The organism is Gardnerella sp. c11Ua_71 (assembly GCF_055818025.1).
On the sequence record NZ_JARFVR010000003.1, the window covers coordinates 85,711 to 104,613 of the forward strand.

The 18,903-nt window shown below is 42.5% G+C and carries 6 protein-coding genes; 5 read left to right on the forward strand and 1 reads right to left on the reverse strand.

Annotated elements, in window-relative coordinates:
* The first annotated feature begins 85 nt into the window (after nt 1-85).
* The gene (locus P0106_RS03000; protein WP_473730418.1) at nt 86-4,105 is read left to right on the forward strand and encodes a DNA-directed RNA polymerase subunit beta'; all 4,020 of its coding nucleotides are present in this window, start codon (nt 86-88) and stop codon (nt 4,103-4,105) included.
* Nucleotides 4,106-4,615: 510 nt separating this feature from the next.
* Here the strand turns inward: P0106_RS03000 and P0106_RS03005 are convergent.
* A complete protein-coding gene (locus tag P0106_RS03005; RefSeq protein WP_473730419.1) occupies nt 4,616-6,058 on the reverse strand; it encodes an ATP-binding protein in 1,443 nt (480 codons plus the stop codon).
* A gap of 608 nt (nt 6,059-6,666) precedes the next feature.
* On the opposite strand from P0106_RS03005, the gene P0106_RS03010 reads away from it, so the two are divergent.
* The 4 genes from P0106_RS03010 (at nt 6,667) to P0106_RS03025 (ending at nt 18,854) form a co-directional block, all read left to right on the forward strand.
* Nucleotides 6,667-8,478: a SpaH/EbpB family LPXTG-anchored major pilin gene (locus tag P0106_RS03010; protein WP_473730420.1), complete on the forward strand. Its 1,812-nt coding sequence runs from the start codon at nt 6,667-6,669 to the stop codon at nt 8,476-8,478.
* A 183-nt stretch (nt 8,479-8,661) separates the two neighbouring features.
* Nucleotides 8,662-9,819 carry a class C sortase gene (locus P0106_RS03015; protein ID WP_075038684.1) on the forward strand — a complete coding sequence of 386 codons (1,158 nt, stop codon included), beginning with the start codon at nt 8,662-8,664 and terminating at the stop codon, nt 9,817-9,819.
* Nucleotides 9,820-9,940: 121 nt separating this feature from the next.
* On the forward strand, nt 9,941-17,980 hold the full coding sequence (locus tag P0106_RS03020) for a cell wall-binding protein (RefSeq protein ID WP_473730421.1): 8,040 nt from the start codon (nt 9,941-9,943) through the stop codon (nt 17,978-17,980).
* 112 nt (nt 17,981-18,092) lie between these two features.
* Nucleotides 18,093-18,854: a Pr6Pr family membrane protein gene (locus P0106_RS03025; RefSeq protein WP_473730422.1), complete on the forward strand. Its 762-nt coding sequence runs from the start codon at nt 18,093-18,095 to the stop codon at nt 18,852-18,854.
* Nucleotides 18,855-18,903 lie beyond the last annotated feature (49 nt).

The following is an 18,903-nucleotide window of genomic DNA, read 5'->3' on the forward strand; positions in this document are numbered from 1 at the left end:
CCAGTGATTAGAAATAACTTAATCACTAATCACTAATCACTTTAAGAAACTTAGAAAAACAATTTCATGAGACAGGACGATAATAGTGCTGGACGTCAACGCATTTGACAAACTGAGGATTGGACTGGCAACCGCCGAAGACATCCGTAGCTGGAGCCACGGCGAGGTTAAGAAGCCAGAAACCATTAATTACCGTACCCTTAAACCAGAGAAGGATGGTCTGTTCGGTGAGCAGATTTTCGGTCCTACTCGCGACTGGGAGTGCGCGTGCGGCAAGTATAAGCGCGTGCGCTTTAAGGGAATCGTGTGCGAGCGATGCGGCGTGGAAGTTACACGCAGCCGCGTTCGCCGTGAACGCATGGGTCATATTGAGCTTGCGGCTCCTGTAACACACATTTGGTTCTTCAAGGGTGTGCCAAGCCGCTTGGGTTACCTGCTTGATATTGCTCCAAAAGACTTGGAAAAGGTTATTTACTTTGCAGCCTACATGGTTACTAAGGTAGATGAAGAGCAGCGTCACCAAGATCTTCCAGACTTGCAAGACGAGTTCGATACGGAAATCGGCAATCTTCGTAAGCGCCGCGACAATGAGATTGAAGCTCGCGCAAAGAAGGTAGAAGAAGACCTGCACGAGCTGGAAGAATCAGGCGAAGCAAAAGGCAACGCAAAGTCTAAATTGCGCGCTGGAGCAGAGCGAGAAATGGCTGCTATTCGTACTCGCTACGATGAGCAGATTCAGCGTTTGAACGCAGTTTTCGATCGCTTTAAGGGCTTACGAGCAGGAGATATGGAAGGCGATGTTGACCTTTGGCGAGAAATGGAAGACCGCTACGGTGACTATTTTGAAGGCTGCATGGGTGCTGAAGCAATCAAGAAGCGCTTGCAGGACTTCGACCTTAAGTCTGCTGCCGTAGAACTTCGCGAAGAAATCGACAATGGTACTGGTCAGCGCAAGGCGCGCGCTTTGAAGCGACTTAAAGTTGTAAACGCGTTCTTGACTACTGGAAACAAGCCAGAAGCAATGGTTTTGGATGTTATTCCAGTAATTCCACCAGACTTGCGACCAATGGTTCAGCTTGATGGTGGCCGCTTTGCAACATCTGATTTGAACGACTTGTACCGTCGTGTAATCAACCGTAACAACCGTTTGAAGAGGTTGATTGAGCTTGGCGCTCCTGAAATCATGCTTAATAACGAAAAGCGCATGCTTCAGGAAGCTGTTGATTCACTCTTCGACAACGGTCGTCGTGGCCGTCCAGTAACTGGTGCATCTAACAGACCACTAAAGTCGCTTTCCGATATGCTTAAAGGTAAGCAGGGTCGATTCCGCCAGAACTTGCTCGGTAAGCGAGTTGATTACTCTGGCCGTTCCGTAATCGTTGTTGGTCCAAGCCTTCGCATGCATCAATGCGGTTTGCCTAAGCCAATGGCGTTGGAGCTGTTTAAGCCATTTGTTATTAAGCGTTTGGTAGATCAGGGCTTTGCTCAGAATATGAAGAGCGCAAAGCGCCTTGTGGATCGCGGAGATTCCGAAGTTTGGGGCGTGCTCGAGGAAGTTATTTCTGAGCATCCTGTTCTTCTTAACCGTGCGCCTACGCTTCACCGCTTGGGTATTCAAGCATTTGAGCCAATCTTGGTTGAAGGTAAGGCAATCCACTTGCCACCACTTGCTTGCGCAGCATTCAACGCCGACTTCGATGGTGACCAGATGGCAGTGCATTTGCCACTTTCCGCCGAAGCTCAAGCAGAAGCTCGCAGCTTGATGATGGCATCCGACAATATCTTAAAGCCAGCAGATGGTCACACTGTTACAATGCCATCTCAGGATATGATTTTGGGCTTGTACTACTTGTCTACCGTAATCGACGGTGCAAAGGGTCAAGGCCGAATCTTCTCTTCGCTTGCAGAGGCGCAAATGGCGCTCGACAAGCACGAGATTGACATGCAAGCTAAGGTGTTAATCCGTGTGCCAGAAGACTTTGTTTTGCCAAAGGATTGGCAGCCTGCAGAGCTTAAGGTTGTAGACCCAGAGCCAGGCAGCCCAGATGTTGTGCGTGAAGAGCGCTTTAAGGATGGAACTGTTCTGTTTGCAACGTCTTGCGGTCGCGTGCTGTTTAATAGCACTCTTCCAGAGGACTATCCGTTTGTAAACCAGCAGGTTCCAAAGGGTGTTCTTTCTAAGATTGTTGACGACATTGCTACGCGCTATTCCACCGCTCAGGTTGCCGCAAGCCTTGATGCTTTGAAGGATCTTGGCTTTACGCGCGCACCTTGGTCGGGCGTTACAATGGCATTCTCCGACATTGTGCTTCCTCCAAATCGCGAGCAAATTGCGCAAGATTACGAGGATCAGGCTGCAAAGATCAACTCCCAGTACGATATGGGTCTTCTTACAGACGAAGAGCGTCGTCAAGAGTTGATTAACTTGTGGACAGAGTGCACCGATAAGGTTGCAGACGCAATGCGCGAGAACTTCCATGACGACAACAACGTGAACATTATGGTTCAGTCTGGCGCACGTGGTAACTGGATGCAGATTCGTCAGATTGCTGGTATGCGAGGCTTGGTGGCAAATCCTAAGGGTGAGATTATTCCTCGTCCTGTTAAGTCAAACTACCGCGATGGCCTTTCCGTGTTGGAGTACTTCATCTCTCAGCACGGCGCTCGTAAGGGCTTGGCAGATACCGCACTTCGTACAGCAGAATCTGGCTACTTGACTCGTCGTCTTGTTGACGTTTCTCAGGAAGTTATTGTTCGCGAAGAAGATTGCGGCACAAAGCGTGGCCTTGTTATGAAGATTGCAGACCGCGACGAAAATGGCAATTTGACGCTTGTTAAGGCTGCTGATGGTGGCCCATACTCGCGCTTGCTTGCTGCAGACGTGCTCGATCCTGCAGACGGCACAACAGTTTTGGCAAAGTGTGGAGACGCGCTTTCTATGGACGTTTTGCGCGATTTGGTTGCGCACGGCGTTGAAGAAGTTAAGGCTCGCTCCGTGCTTACTTGCGAATCTAAGCGTGGTGTTTGCGCAAAGTGCTACGGCTGGTCTTTGGCTACAAGCCGACTCGTGGATGTTGGCGAGGCTGTTGGTATTGTTGCAGCACAGTCCATTGGTGAGCCTGGTACGCAGCTTACGCTTCGTTCCTTCCACTCTGGTGGCGTTGCTTCTGCAAGCGATATTACGCAGGGTCTTCCTCGTGTTACCGAGCTTTTTGAGGCTCGTACTCCTAAGGGCGAGGCTCCAATCGCAGAGTTCCCAGGCGTTGTGAAGGTAGAAGATACGGATCACGGCCGTCAAGTCACTTTGACTCCAGACGATACAACCGTTGAGCCAATCGTTTACCCAGTAACTCGCCGCGCTCCAATGCTTGTTAAGGATGGCGACCACGTTGAGGTTGGCACGCAGCTTATTGAGGGTTCTGTGGATCCTAAGAAGATTTTGCGAATCCTTGGTCCGCGTGCAGCTCAGGTGAATATTGTGGAAGAAGTTCACAACGTTTACCGTTCTCAGGGCGTTGATATTCACGACAAGCATATTGAGGTTATTGTTCACCAGATGCTTCGCCGTATTACGGTGATTGATTCTGGAGACACTGAGCTTCTTCCAGGTGAGCTTGTGGATCAGGCAAAGTTCCGCGAGGCAAATCTTGCTGCTGTTAAGAATGGCGGTAAGCCTGCTGCTGGTCGACCAGAGCTTATGGGTATTACCAAGGCTTCTTTGGCTACGGATTCTTGGCTTTCTGCTGCATCCTTCCAGGAGACTACACGCGTGCTTACTGAGGCTGCTTTGAGCCAGAAGGAAGATGATCTTAAGGGTCTAAAGGAGAACGTGATTATTGGTAAGCTCATTCCAGCTGGTACTGGTTTGGCGCGTTATCGTAATGCGGATGTCTTTGCAGATCCTGAGGTGCGTGATGCTGTTTATCCAAACCTTGGTTTGGGTGGAGCAAATGGCACTCCGTCAAACTTTGGAGAGAGCAACATGGGAGATGTTGATTTCTCGAACATTGATTTTGGCGACATGCAGCTTGGGGATGAGTTTAATCCAGATGACTTCCTTGATGATCAGGGTGGTCAGGGTGATTATGACGATGACCTTAACTAATCAGGCTAGGTATAACTGGCGATTTTAGGCTATCTATATTATTTATGGGTGATTTGCTTAAATCTCTAGGTTTGATTTTGCTAGTCTGAATTGAATTAGCCGTTGCAAGTTGTTTTACACATCTTGCAGCGGCTTTTGTTTTTTGCGTTTGCGTGTTTTGTATTGAATCTGGTGTAAAGTGCGGTCACTTCGTTCGCGCGGTCTAAGCGCGCTCACGTCTTCGCCGCACGTAAAGTCCACTGGACTTTACGTTTGAGCGGCTCAGCGCTCTATTCCTCGCGGCTATTAGTAGCCGCTCGGCTGATTTGGCACATAAAGTCCACTGGACTTTATGCTTGAGCCAAATCACGCTTTGAAGGAGCTTGAAATGCGTTATGCAATTTCAAGCTCAGTCAAAGCGCCTCTCGCGCTACGCTTTAAGCTCGAAGTAGTAGATTCGCCTGTGTTTGTTTATTTTTGCCCGTGTTTGTAGTCGTATGTGCTTTCAACGCAAGCGAAGACGTGAGCGAATTACAAGAACTCAGTCATTACTATTGGAATGTATTCCAGCATTCCGTTATGTTGGTAGTCTTTTGTATAAATCAGAATTTCCCGTGCGATTCGCGAAGAAAACTTGCGCGCGAAAGTATCAAGCGAAGCATGCGTTTTATAACCTGAGCTTTTTACTTCAATCGGCACAATCTTGTTCTTATCAGCAATCAAGAAATCTACTTCATAGCTGCGATTGTTGTGATTATTTCGATTATCGTGATTGTCAATCTCAACATTAGTATCGTCCGCGATTAAGCGCGCGTCGCCGTCCATAAAAGTGTGATAATACAATTCGTGTCCATGAGTGCTCAAAGTTTGAGCAACAATATTTTCGTATACATAACCTAGATTTGCTTGCAACTTATCGTTTAACAATCGCATATAAATGTCGTTGCTTGTAAAAGACTTGTCTTTAAATGCTAACGTAACAAACAAACCAGTATCTGCAAGAAAGAGTTTGAACTTAGATAAATCTTTGTGTTGAGCCATTCCAGAATTAGGATTGTTAGTATGGTGGGAGATTAGCACAGTTCCAGAATCTTCTAGTTGAGCTAGTTGTTCAAGAACAGTATTTGCTCTGTTGCCAGCAAGAACGCTCGAAACATGGTAACGGGAAGTGTTAGACATGAGCTGAGCTGGTATAGAATCAAAAATTGCAGATATTTTACCAGTAGGGTCTATTTTTATAAAATCATCTTCGTAAAGTGAAAGAATATCGCGTTTTACTCTATCTACAGCACTAAAATCGTTGGTTTCAATATAGCTTTCAACAGCTTGTGGCATTCCTCCAACGAGCATATAAAGTCTAAAATCTCTTAGCATTTTTCTGCATGCTGCTTGACCGATTGGTTTTTTAGAATCGTAGAGTTTTTTTAGAAGCGGAATGGTTGTATTGTCGCCAAGCGCCCACTTAAATTCCTCATAATCCATAGGATGCATTTTTAGTTTGCGTTCTTCGCTTGGAATAAGAATATTTTTAACGTTTTTGTGGATTGAAATTAGTGAGCCCGTTTCTATGTAGTCGTATCTTCCGTCGTTGACTAGGACTTTAATTGCTTGGCGCGCTTTTGGGCAGAGTTGAACTTCATCAAAAATAATGCACGACTTGCGTTCTTTGAGGCTTGTTTTATATATAAGCTGGAGTTGCAAGAAGATGTAGTTTAAATCTGAAAGGTCTTCAAATAGTTGTTTTACTTCTGGAGATGCAGTGTAAAAATCCACTAATATGTAGCTTTCATACTCATTTTGCGCAAACTCTTTTACAATAGTGGATTTTCCTACGCGTCGTGGTCCTTCTATGAGTAGTGCTGTTTTTCCGTTGGAAGAGTTTTTCCAATTGAGCATGTGCGAATAGATTTTGCGTGGAAATTTGCGCTCAGTGTATGTTGTGCTAGATGCTGATTGATTAAGGTTATAAATCATTGTAATTCCGCCATTCTTTGCAAAATCGATTATTTTATTTTAGCAAATTTTTGCAGAATCGACAATTTTATTTTGATGATTTATTGCAGAATCGACATTTTGCTATAAAATGCAATTTGACTTGATTTGCTTGTCTTTGTTTACTTTATCTTGTTTGCGTTTATTTTTGCCCGTGTTTGTAGTCGTATGTGCTTAAAAAGGGAACAAACGCGCGAACGATTACCTGCCTAAGCGATAACGACACGGTTTATTCGACACGCCGAGGTGCGAATTTAGCAAAAATTCGGAAAGAATTTTTAACAATTTTAATCACTTCTTAAGCTGAGAAAACACTGATATTTCAACAATACCGGGGGGGGGGGTATTAAAAGCTTATTTTAGTAGGCTTTTGCTAGGTGATTTTTAGGTGATTTTCATACCGTAAAATGCTAGTCTATTTTAGTCAATGAAGGTTTGGCACACGGCTTTAGTGTGCCTAGAAGCCCGGTGAGAGGAATCTGTAATTCGCAGTATTTATGCGATTTTGCGGAAAAGTCTAATCACATGGGCGACTCTTTCTAAACACGAAATTCTCATAACGAGATGTCACTCTAAAGAAGAGAGGAAACATGCGTTTAAATACGAATTCGCTGAAGCGCACCGTTGCTGTTTTGGCTGCGGTTTGCACGCTTGGAACATGCTGTATTGCTGGCTCTGTTGCATTTGCAAACCCTGGTGCTGCTAATGCTGGTGTTAATACAGCTACTATTGATACTACAAAGAAAAGTACTACATCCATTACTATTCATAAATATGAAAATAATCCTGCTGGTACTCAACGTGCTAATGGTGAGGAAGTAAAAGATCTTTCTAATAGAAAGCCAGTTAAGGGTGTTAAGTTTACTCTGTGGCGATTAAAGAAGGGTGCTGATGAAATTGATCTTTCTACGTCTGAAGGATGGAAGAAGATCAAAGACTTAGAAAATCTAGTCGCAACAGCTGAGAACAACAAGAAGACCGCTCATGATTTTATAGCTGGCACTAATCCAGAGTTTAATAAGTATACCGATGCTGGTGAAGGTGTTGATAAGGCTAGTGGAAAGTCGTGCACAACAGGTGAAGATGGCTCCTGCAAGTTTGAACAACTCGCGATGGGCTTGTACTACGTTGAGGAAACGGATGTTTCTGGCGCGCAATTAAAAGATGGACAGACATGGAAGCCAGTTTCCATCACAAAGGGTGTAGACCCGTTCTTTGTTACAACTCCACTCGCTAATGAAACTACGAAGAAGTGGATTTACGATGTGAACGTCTATCCAAAGAATGATACAAGCACTGATCTTCCAAAGAAGACTCCTGCTAATGCTCCAAGCTCGCTCGACATAAAGAGCAATAATGCTACAACAATGTCTTGGGATATTACTATTCCTTTGAACCTTATTGCTCCTGCTACAAAATTCACTACTATTAAGTTCACTGATCCTTTAATGAAAGATTTAGTGTTTGATGCTGCTAGCGGCATAAGCGATGTTAAGATTTCAAAGTTTAATAAGACTAGCGGTGCTGTTGTTGCTGGTAACGATGGTTCGCAGGCTTTAACTAAAGATACAGATTACACTGTTACTACAGATAATACCAAGACATATACAGTTGGCAGTAAGACAGAAAAATTCACATTAGTTACTGTTGCTTTAAATAATACTGGTTTAGGTAAAGCTGATACATTGTATAAGAATCTTGGCGACGGTAATGTTTTGAAGCTTACTGCCAAGATTACTGCTAAGGTTAAGCAAGGCGCTACAAAAGTTGTTAACGTTATTAATACTGAGGTTAATAATACTGTAACGGGTCAAAAAGATGATCCAAAGCCATGCGTTCCAACTACAAGTAAGCCGTGCGATAATCCTGGTCAGTCTGTAACTAACTTTGCAACACTAAAGGTTACTAAGGTCAATGAACAGACAGGTCAAGATAAGAAGACACTTAAGGGTGCTGAGTTCGAAGTTTACGCAATGAAAGATAATGCTACATCAACAACCAATGCTGATGTAACTGGCAATGATAAAGGCAACAAGAAGGTCGAAGGCGTTACCCTTACTACTGGCGACAATGGTGAAGCTTCTGTAGAACTGTTTATTGGCAATGGTGATACTACATCTAAGAAGTATTGCATTGTGGAAACCAAAGCTCCTGCTGGTTATCAGTCTTCAGACACGCCAACTTGCTATGACTTAACTGTTGAGGGTCAGGCTGATGCTGCAACTAAGAACAGTAAAGAAGTAGTCAACAAGCTTTCAACAGCCTTGGACAAGATTGTTGGCGCACTGCCAATGACTGGTGCGCGCGGCTTAGTGTTGCTCACTGCATTCGGCATTGTTGGCTTGGGCGGCACGTTGTTCTACATCATCACTCGTCGTCGCAAGGAACAAGAAGAAGCGTAAGGCTTACTTGGTTTTGTGATTATTTTGTGATTTAAGCTGTATGCGAGTGTTTGCGTATTCAAGTGAGTGAATTGCGCGTATTCGCGAATACTCGCATCGGCTTACAAAACCGAAAATCAAGTCGCAAATAAAATCGCAAATAAAATCACAAGTCCAGTTTCAAGTCCAATCGCAAAGCAACAAATGCTTAGGTTTTTATTCTTAAATCGAAACGTTGCGGTTAAGCATAAGAAGCGCGATAAGCGAAAGTGGAGATTTTCTAAATCTTCTATCGTTCCAGCGCTTCTATTAACCGCATCGTTCGCCTCACTGTTATACCCACATGCAGCAATGTGGTTAAGCCAGTATCACATGTCGGAAGTAGCCGCAGAATACGCTAAGCTAATCACGCATGCTATTCCAGCTCCGCATGAGCAGCTGGCTCGCGCGCGCGAATACAATCGCAAGCTATCCGTAGGCGCAATATATGAGGCGAACACGAATATTCCAACATCCCATGGCGAAACATCTGACGTTAGTCAAAACTATTGGGATCAGTTGAAAGCGAATGACGATGGTCTTATGGCTCGCCTTCGCATTAAGAAAATTGACCTAGATTTGCCCGTGTATCACGGTACGCAGGACGATACTCTGCTTAAGGGACTGGGACATTTGCGCGGAACTTCTCTACCAGTTGGAGGATTAGGGACTCGTTCCGTGATTACTGGCCACCGCGGTTTGGCTAGTGCGGAAATGTTCACGAGATTGGATGAGATAGATAAGGGCGATTCTTTTACGATCGAGGTTTTTGACGAGATTCTCACTTACAAGGTGATAGAAAAAATTGTTGTAAACCCAGACGAAACAAAGAAAATTGCTGCAGTGCCAGGCAAGGATCTTGTGACTCTGATTACTTGCACACCGCTTGGAATCAACACACAGAGAATCTTGGTGACGGGAGAGCGAGTAATACCGACTCCTGCTGCGGACAAGTCTTTGCTTGGTAAAAAGCCAGATGTTCCGAGATTCCCGTGGTGGCTTGTTGGGAGCATTGCAAGCTTGAGTGTGGTTGGAGGCTACATTTACTGGGCTGGTCTGCCGATTGTTAAGAAGAAAAAGAAGAAAAACGATAAGCAGAACGGCGATGATCGAAATAATGGTGATGACCATAGTGATGCCAATGGTGATGACCAGACTAACGATACTCTTTGGCTTGGCATTTATGGCGACCAAAACAAGCAGATGTATAGGGATTCCGAAGAAGCGAGAAGGATTAGTCAGGAATCCTTTGAGTCGATTATTGATGGTTTTGCGCAGGGCAAGCGTCCGAAGGCTTCAAAGCTTAAAAAACTGAAAAGTTAATAGGTTAAATAAGTTGATGCGTTTAATACATCAAAATTTAAATACCTCAAAATTTAAGATTTTAAAACTTAATACATTGATTGGCATGTGGAAATTAGCACACGAGAGTTTAGGTGGACAAATGAGAAGTATTTGGACGGGTTTGCTAAGCGTTATCGTCTGGATAGGACGTTTAGCTCAGCATGCGACTAAGGCTGCTCTTATTTTCCTGATTTCGGTGGCTATGTGGCTGCCGATGTGCCTAACTGCAAACACCGCTGTAGCTGCTGACAGTGGCACTGCTGCGAATGCAGCTATCTCTGGTAATTCTGGTAAAAAGCATGAGTCCAATAAGTCTGGCGATAAGCCTAAATCTGCTGCTAAGCCTAATGCCGATGTAGATGCAGATAATGCCGATATTTCTGCGCCATCGCAACCTCCAGTTTTTGTCGATGGACAAAACAATGCGTTTGCAAAGCTGAAAAATGGTGTAAGCGTAAATAATAATCTTGCTAACAACGCCGCTAAGGGTGATGCGTCTGATAAAGGACTTATTGACAGTGCTATGATGAGCGCTGCCAAAGGTATGGCTAAGCAGGGTGCATCTTATACTTCTTTTGGCATGGATCGCTCCAATGAAATATTCAATAATACAGAACGATCTTCAAATGGAGACAAAATGGGTTACGATCGCAGCAGGATGGAGTTTCGTCCCGGCTGTAATCGTAATTATGCTCGTTCTGAATGCATTACAGATGATGGTGATGAAACAGGTCATCGCGCGTCAAAAGGTGCTGATATGGAACGTGGAGATAATCCTTGGCGCGAAGATAGTGGCTATGATCAACCTCAGGGTATTTATACGAATAATGACCCAAACTTTACTCCATATCCGCGTGGAACATACCTGCAAAAACGTATACGTAACTTAGCTTATTTGAAAAATAAAAATGGTGTTGATTCTTTAAATCGTATTCAGCTTGACGATGTTCACGATTACATTTTTATGAAACGTACTCCTAAACGTGATGGTAATGGATATATTTGGGATGTACTTGTAAACATGGGTGCGCGCATTCATGGTGCTGCTAAAGCTTTGACCTATTTTGTTGTTCCTAAAGATCAGAGTCTCGACACAAGTAATGGTCAGTATGACCAGTATGTAGAGCGCTTGCATTTTGATGCAAAGAATCGCGGTTGCGCAAAAGATTGGGTTAATCCAAACGGTTTTTGTATTGATGAGGGCACTAGAAAAGAGCCACTTAACGATGGCGAGACCCTTGATAAAGCGTGGTATCGCATTGGTAATTCAAATGCTATAGACAATGTTGGTGTTTTTGAAGGTGGAACTCAAAGGGATAGAGATGATAGCAATCGTAAACTTGGATTATGTGATTCTTACGGCTTTGACTGCTATCATTCTGGTAACTATGGTTTCCCAAGTGAAGGTGAACATAAAGCTGGTACTCGTCTTCCTCCAGATGGTACTCAAAAATTTAATGACACTTATATAAAATTGATAGATAACCTCTTTTCTGAGCTTCGAGGAACTGATAAAGAGCCACGAGCAAAGATTTTTGCATTACGTAATCAATTTGATGAGAGCAAATCACCTTATAGCTACCATATTCACTATACAACATCGAATAATGGTAAATATGGAAAACTGAGTACTTCCTACTATGGTGCAGGAAGCTATTATGGAGATACTTGGCATGGTCCTCTTTCAAGATACGGTTTAGGCGATCCATATAGTAGGAATCCTAAATACTCTTTGTCAAATTATCGTATTGGATCAGGCCATACAACTTACGAATACACTACTTTGTATCAGCAATGGTATGGAATACCTAATCTTGTAGATATAAATGTGCCGCATTACTCCTTCCTTCGTGGTACACATTTAGGTCCTTTTACTAGCAATAATGGTCAATTATTGGCTCATACTAAGAATATTGATGTTACGAGTTTGTTATTCCAACCTACAAGACAAGAAGTGTGTGATAAAGATACTGAAGCACAATGTGGTAATAATACAGTTTGGGCTAAAGGCCAGCTTTCATTATTGCCAAAGTATAATGCGTCAGAAAACAAGTATGCTCGTGGAAACAGATGGTGGCGAAAACCATTAGATCCTAAAACTAACATTAATACAAAAGATTCAAAGTTTGGCATACACGATTTGACTGTTCAATATTGGAATGACAAGCTTCAAATGGGTTCTGCTAAAAAAGTAAAGTACGATATTATTGGTCAAGCGGATGTGTTTAGACCACTGCAGACTCAAGAGTGGCAAGATAATCCAAAATATAGGTCTTCTAAAGATAGTTTAGGAAAAGCTGCAGATTATGTGAATTATCTTGATAACAAGGGTAAAATATATGAATTTGCTCACGCATTGAATCCGCGTTTATATATGCCAGATTCGCATAGTAGTAATAATCTTGAAAACTATAGTAAATATTCAGATTCAGATGACTCTGTTTACTACGGTTCTATTAAGGATGGTAAAATTCCTGGTGATGCTCATGGTTTAGAGTATCCGCTTAACGATAGTTATTTGTATAGCCAAGATTCTGGTGCAAACGCGGCGATTAAAGATCGCGCCATTTATAGTGTTGAATGGACAAATGCAGATGGTTCGCTTAAGAAATCTAACACTCTGAAAGATGCGGAAACGAAGGTTGCTGTAAGAGTTCCAGTTGTAAACGTAGTAGATCCTTGTAAGGGCGATGATGACAAAGCTGCTGATAAAGCTGCAGATAAGTCTGCACAAGCGGATGCAGCTGCGAAAAATAAAGATAGTCAAGAGTGTAAGCTTAGTCCGCTAAATTATACAAAGCGTTATATTTGGAAACTTTATGATGCGCCTAGTGGTAAAACAGTTGACCAAAAGTTAACTGGCGACGAAAAAGCAAAATATGCGAAACTTGCAAAAGACTACTTCTCAAATCCTGTAAAGGAAGAATACGCAACCCCAACTAATCCTAATGATGAAAATCGTATTATGCTTCAATTTGGTGAACAGCCAGAAGTAAAGCCAGTGTATGTTGCTGCAAAGTACGCAAAAATAACGTATTGGGATGAGTCTACTGGCGTATTACCACTTGTGTTTACGCATGTTGATGATGAGAAGCCGACTATAGACGTAAAAGTTAGCATCAATGGTGGAGAGCCTAGATCTGTGCCTGAAAATGGTATGAAAATATCGGTTGGCAGCAGAATTAGATTCCTAGTAACTGGTCACGATGATAAACACGTGTACATGGGAACCAAGGAAAAGGTAAAAGATAACAACAATAAAACAGATATACAGTCAACAAGTGAACAATTTAAAGCAACTGCTTTTAATAAATATGATCAATCTAAGCCTGTAGGCGTTGATAGTGCTACAGATCAATCAGGTTATGTAACTACAAGTGAAACAAATGGTCCTGAACTTAAATCTAATGATTCTGGTGTTAAAGAGTTTACGTTCCACGCTTGGGATGATGCTGGAAATAAGGTTCAAAAAAAGATTAAGCTTATTATAACTGGCGATGAGTTTACTGCTCCTAATGTTCGTTGGCAAAAACAGCCAAATGGTAGATACGTTGGTAAAGTTAATCTTTTAACAAAATCTAAGCAAGTTGCAGTATTAGCTGTTCGCATATGGAAAAGAGGTGAGCCAAAGCAGAAGCCTGTAGGAGAAACTGATACATTCAGAATATTTAGTGATTGTCCTAATAAATCATGCCACGGTATTATGTTAACTCGTCAAGCAGGTGAAGATTGGCAACAGCTTAACGATGATAAACCTGATCATTCGTACTTTACTAACTTTATGCCTTATGAGAAGGATATAACATTTGATCCAAAAACTGGTGAAATAACTATCCCAGAGCATTTGGCAGAGATTGGTTCAAGAATTTATGCGGGTGTTGGCAATAATGCTTCTCAGCTTCAAACAACTTTGAATGCATCTTCTGACCCATTGCCATTAGATATGACTTGGCCAGATGATGGCATGGTTCAGGTGAACCCGTATGAGCTGAATCCTTCCGAAAAACAAGGTTTGATAGATAGAATTAAGCAAAAGAATCCGCGTTTGTTCCAATACCGAAAAGATGAAATTGGTTGGTCGAAAGATGAAACTAAAACTCTTGGCGGCACAAGCGATAAATATTCTTGTAAAGGCAACACAAAGCAGTATAAAATCTGCCTTTCTGTAACTCCTGACACTAAAAATACATCTCAAGGTAAGTCAGGTTCAGAAAAGACTTTTAAAGTAGTAAAAGCAACTGGTACAGGCAATGACACTAAAGATGATCAAAATCAGGAAACTGTACTTGATCCAAAGCAGAAGAAAATCACGCGATTTGTTAATATTCGTGCAGATTATGATTGGTCATACGGCAGTGGAAAAATAAACGGTCGTAACACAGACGATGGCTTTAAGTGGTACGGTCGTGATGAAAATAGCTCACAGTATTTGGTGTACAGATTCAACATCAACCAAGGTGATAATAAAAACTTCAACACTAATGAGGCTTTGAGCTTATTCCAAGGCACAAAGAAAAGCCGATGGCTTAGAAACCAAATACAGCCATCACTATACCCATTGAACACTAATGCTGCTGATTCTACTAATAAGACAACCATAGAAAAGCTGTGGGGTGGATACAACAGCATGCCTAATCGTGGTGATGGAATTGGCTACGCTCGTAAAGTAAATAATGCGCGCGGAGAATGGGCTAATATCGTTGATTTAGTTAATTACAGTAATCTTGGCGGCGGTCAGACTATATTCACCAATAACATTACTGATAAAGATAATTTTGTTCAGCCTCAAGGTTACGTTATGCCAGGTGGCGAAGATTATAATCAGCAAGCTTCTGGAGCTAATATTGGTGCTGCTATTCTAAAGAAAAGTGGTAATAAATACCCTTTGCATGCGCAGCTATATATTTTCAACGGTAATCCGTGGAGAGAATTAGAGGCCAGAGACGAGGGTGACAAAGATCACACGCCAAATGTAATTAACGTGTGGTTCGTGCCAGTAGACAAGAACAAGCCGTGGATTTCAGTAAAAGATGCTAACGATCCTAGTAAGAAGCTTCTTGGCGAGTGTAATCCTACTAAAACAAATGCTAATTCTTGCGGAACTGTTACGACTATTGATATGAACAAGACTGATATTACAAAGCAGTCGGGATTATTCAACGTAGTAGATTTGCTTGCACTGGATGATGATTTCAATGTTGCAGATAAGACTACGCATGTAAGCAAAGCTTTGAAGGATACTCTGAGCATAGACATTGAAGCAGAAGGTGCAACAGATCCGAAAACTAAAAAAGCTCCTCGCGTAAGGTTTGTAACAGGAGGCAATACAAATAAGGAACTGTTGCGCGGATTTATAGAAAAATGGCGTGGAAACGATTCTAAAAATTCTCCAACCTTCAAGATGATTGCGCAAGTAACTGACGACTCTGTAAACAAGAGTGACGAAGCAGTAGTAGGCAAATTCAAGTTCAATTGGACTGTAGCTAAAGCTCCAGTTGTGCGAGCATACGATGGTAATCACTATAATGATTTGTCTGGTTCTGGCGTGTGGCTTCATGATTGGGAAGGAGCCTCTGCTCCTAATTACAGCAATAAGGTGTCTGTGATTTCTGGAAATAATGCAACTCGACTCGTAGTGTATTTTGCTCGCGCAAAGAAAGCTGCAGCAAAAACTGGTAATACAGTATCGCTAAGGAATGCTGGTGCTAATGCAATATACAGTAGAAGTGCAGATGCTACTACAGGTATAAATGATGATAGTGATATTAGTGAATCATTGGCATTATGTAGAGCTAAAACAGGTGATAGGTGGAGTTTGTGTGATGGCTACACGTTCCCAGAAGGGCTAAGTACAAATGATCTAAATCAGACAGCATTTGGTGGCGATAAAACTGCAATATTGTTCCCATCAGGTTTCCTTGCCCCTGGAAGCGTAGTGCGTGCAAGGAATCGCACTGGATCTTACGGACCTTGGTCAGATATGCCTGGCGTTAAATCCGAAAATTTGGATGAGTTAGCAAATGATGCTAATGAAACTACTTCTGTTAATAATGATTTGAAGAAGCTTTCAGGTAGTGAAAATGTAAGTCAGGCTCAAAACGGAGCAAATAGTGCAAAAGAAGAAGACATGCGAGGTGTTCAATCAGTTGACTCTTTGTCTTCTAAGAGAAGTTCTGTATGCCGTCCTGAAAGTAAGGCTCCAAAGGTGTGGAGTGAACCGTCTGACTGTGTATTCTTCCCAGTCGTAGTCAATAAGAAAGTAGTACAAGTGCATCCACTGCTTCTGAATGATTCCGAAAAGCGTGCTGTGAATCATGTATTGCGCAACGGAAATGCAGGAGGCAAATGGCTAGACTCGGGTGATAACGATTCGCTCGATAATGCTACTAATACAAGAAGTGGTGTTAGTGTAGACAATAGTAACGCTAGCTTAGATGATGATGACGATACTCTTGCCGCCAATGAGTCGAAAGTTACGTGGAAACGTGGGAACTATATTGCTCCTCAAAAACAGGATGATGGACGCAATAATTACTCTAATGTAGGTAGCGAGCAGGACTCGTTTATACTTACGCGCGGATGGCGTAGGAGAACTGTAACGCTAGAGCCTAGGCGCAATATTGTAACAAGATTTGCTAAGCTGCGAAGTGATAGTAATTCTGCCGCTGACTACACGATTACTTGGGATAAGAAGAAGCCATATATTGGTGAGCGTTCTAGCGACCCTGGCTTTGAACTGGTTGGCGCGCCTGGTCATCAATCGCTTGTGTACCGTTATAACGCGAGTACGAAAGACAAGCAAATCAACTTAAGCCAATTGCAGGATGCTCTCACTCTTAAGCCGAATATTCCAAATGGCATGAGTGAAGATGAGTTTAAGAAGATTCAACCATCTTTGCGCGTTGTAAGTGGTACAGATAAGAAAAATGGTGAAGATAGGAAGGAAGTTACAGTACAGCTCGCTGATGGCAAAACTAGAGTAGATAAATTCGGCAATGGCTCTGGTTTCTTCACGCTGAATGATGAGTATATCAATATACCTGATTTAGTATTAGGTAATGGAAACTATTGTGGCGGATTAAATGTTTCTAACACTAATGGCATGAATTACAGTACATTGGGTAATAATTATTCGAATATGAGTCCTCAAGATATTACTGTGAGCAAATGGTGTGAGGGCGGTGATACTGCAAATCCAAATTGTAAGAGTGTCAATTCTGAATCATTTAAACTTGCAAAAGTTTTAGGCGGACATAAGAACATAGAAACTGCAGATGACATAAAAGGAACATCTAAAAAGGCTATTGCTCCAGTTTATGCTTTGTCGCTTTCTAACGGTTGGGCAATGAATAGCTTAAAGAACACGTATGGCTATAATGCACAAACTCATTTTAAGAATGTTGCCTCTGCACCTACACTTCTTCCAGTATACGTAGTGCCGGTTGATGTAATAAAGCCTAAAGCTGAATCTATAGGTTCGCTTCAGAAATCGACTATGAGTAAGCCTTACGAGGTTAGTGCTAATGACATTAAGTTCACTTTCACAGGTAATCCAGACACTAACGGTAAAGTGGGCGGCAAAGAGCTGTTAGTAAACGCTAGCGATGATTTTGATTCTCGAGACGTAGTTGAGAAGAATCTTCAAGTATGCGTGCGTTGGATGAACAATAACAAGCCTCAAGATAAAGATTGCACGCCTATTTTGAAGCGCGATAATAGCGGAAACGCAAGTGTAGATTCTGACAAATTGCAGCAGATGCTTGTCACTCATGGCAATACGGCTGTTTACGCCGTATACGCGCAGACAAAAGATAAGTCAGATAATAAGAGCGTTGGCTATGATGAGAGTAAAGAAACAGCTCCGATCATAGGTTACATAAAGATTACTGGCATCAACGTGTCGCCGATTCCGCTGCCGTTTACTGGTGGAAACGCTGCTATTACGTATACCTTCCTGTTCGGCATATTAATGGCACTCTTCATCGCGTCGGGCGCATTCGGTAGGCGCGGATGGTTGGCGTCTGTGCTTAGCGGAAACGGATTTAGTGGCGAGTTAACGTACAGCAAGCATTGCAACGTTTCGGCAGAACCGTTGCGCTGCAGGAGATTGTTTGGCCTTATCTACAAAAATCGCCATTAAATTTTGCACGTTTTGCTATTCCTAGATCGGAGTCAAGTATAGTAAATCTTATTTATGTAAAACATTGAAGAACATAGATGAGAGTTAAAAATTATTTGAAAGCGAGATAAGAATGAGCGAAACACTAGTCTTGGCGCGCAAAGATTACGTTACAAGAACCATGATTCGAATTATTGCAATAGTTTCGTCCATTTACGGAATGGCAATGTCTTGGGATTCAATGGCACTAACGTATTTTACGAATCTTTCTAACTTGATGATTTGTGTTGCGCTGCTTGGCTCGCTGATTTTAGACACGCGAAGTGCGCTTAAATCTAAAAACGATGAACAGAGTGAGCGCGCTGGAGCCTGGGTGGATGCAAAGTCAAACGCATGGTACATTTTTAAATTTATGATGACGATTTCAATCGCCGTCACTTTTACGCTGTACCTGTGCTTTTTGGCTCCTACAAATAAGCTCGGATTTGTTGGCGCGTACATGAACAATGGGTGCTCAAGCTTATGCGTGCATTTTATAACGCCGCTGCTTGCGATTTTTGACTTTGTTCTTTTTGATTACAAGTACAAGTCCAGCCGCGCGCACGTTTATTTTGCTACGATTCCGCCGCTCACTTACGTTGCGTACGCTGTGTGTTTAAGCGAGTTTGCTGGCGTGCGATGGGGAGAGCATGCTATGGCAGCGCCGTACAATTTTTTGAATTACAAGGCTCCTGCAGGATGGTTTGGTTTTGCGCCAAACACGTTTAATTCCACAACGCTTGGAGTGGGTGTTGTTTATTTGCTTGCCATTTTTACGCTGATTTTTATTGGCATTGGAATAGCATTTCTTGCGATTAAAAACGCTCGCGCTACGCGACTTTTTAGTCAACAATAGTTAGCGCAGCTAATCTGCGCTATCGCTATTTCCGCCTTTTGTTGCTAAT

Excerpts from the sequence above, each read along its gene's own strand:
- P0106_RS03005 (WP_473730419.1), bottom strand. The coding sequence starts at position 6,058 with ATGATTTATAACCTTAATCAATCAGCATCTAGCACAACATACACTGAG.
- P0106_RS03010 (WP_473730420.1), top strand. The coding sequence starts at position 6,667 with ATGCGTTTAAATACGAATTCGCTGAAGCGCACCGTTGCTGTTTTGGCT.
- P0106_RS03015 (WP_075038684.1), top strand. The coding sequence starts at position 8,662 with ATGCTTAGGTTTTTATTCTTAAATCGAAACGTTGCGGTTAAGCATAAG.
- P0106_RS03020 (WP_473730421.1), top strand. The coding sequence starts at position 9,941 with ATGAGAAGTATTTGGACGGGTTTGCTAAGCGTTATCGTCTGGATAGGA.
- P0106_RS03025 (WP_473730422.1), top strand. The coding sequence starts at position 18,093 with ATGAGCGAAACACTAGTCTTGGCGCGCAAAGATTACGTTACAAGAACC.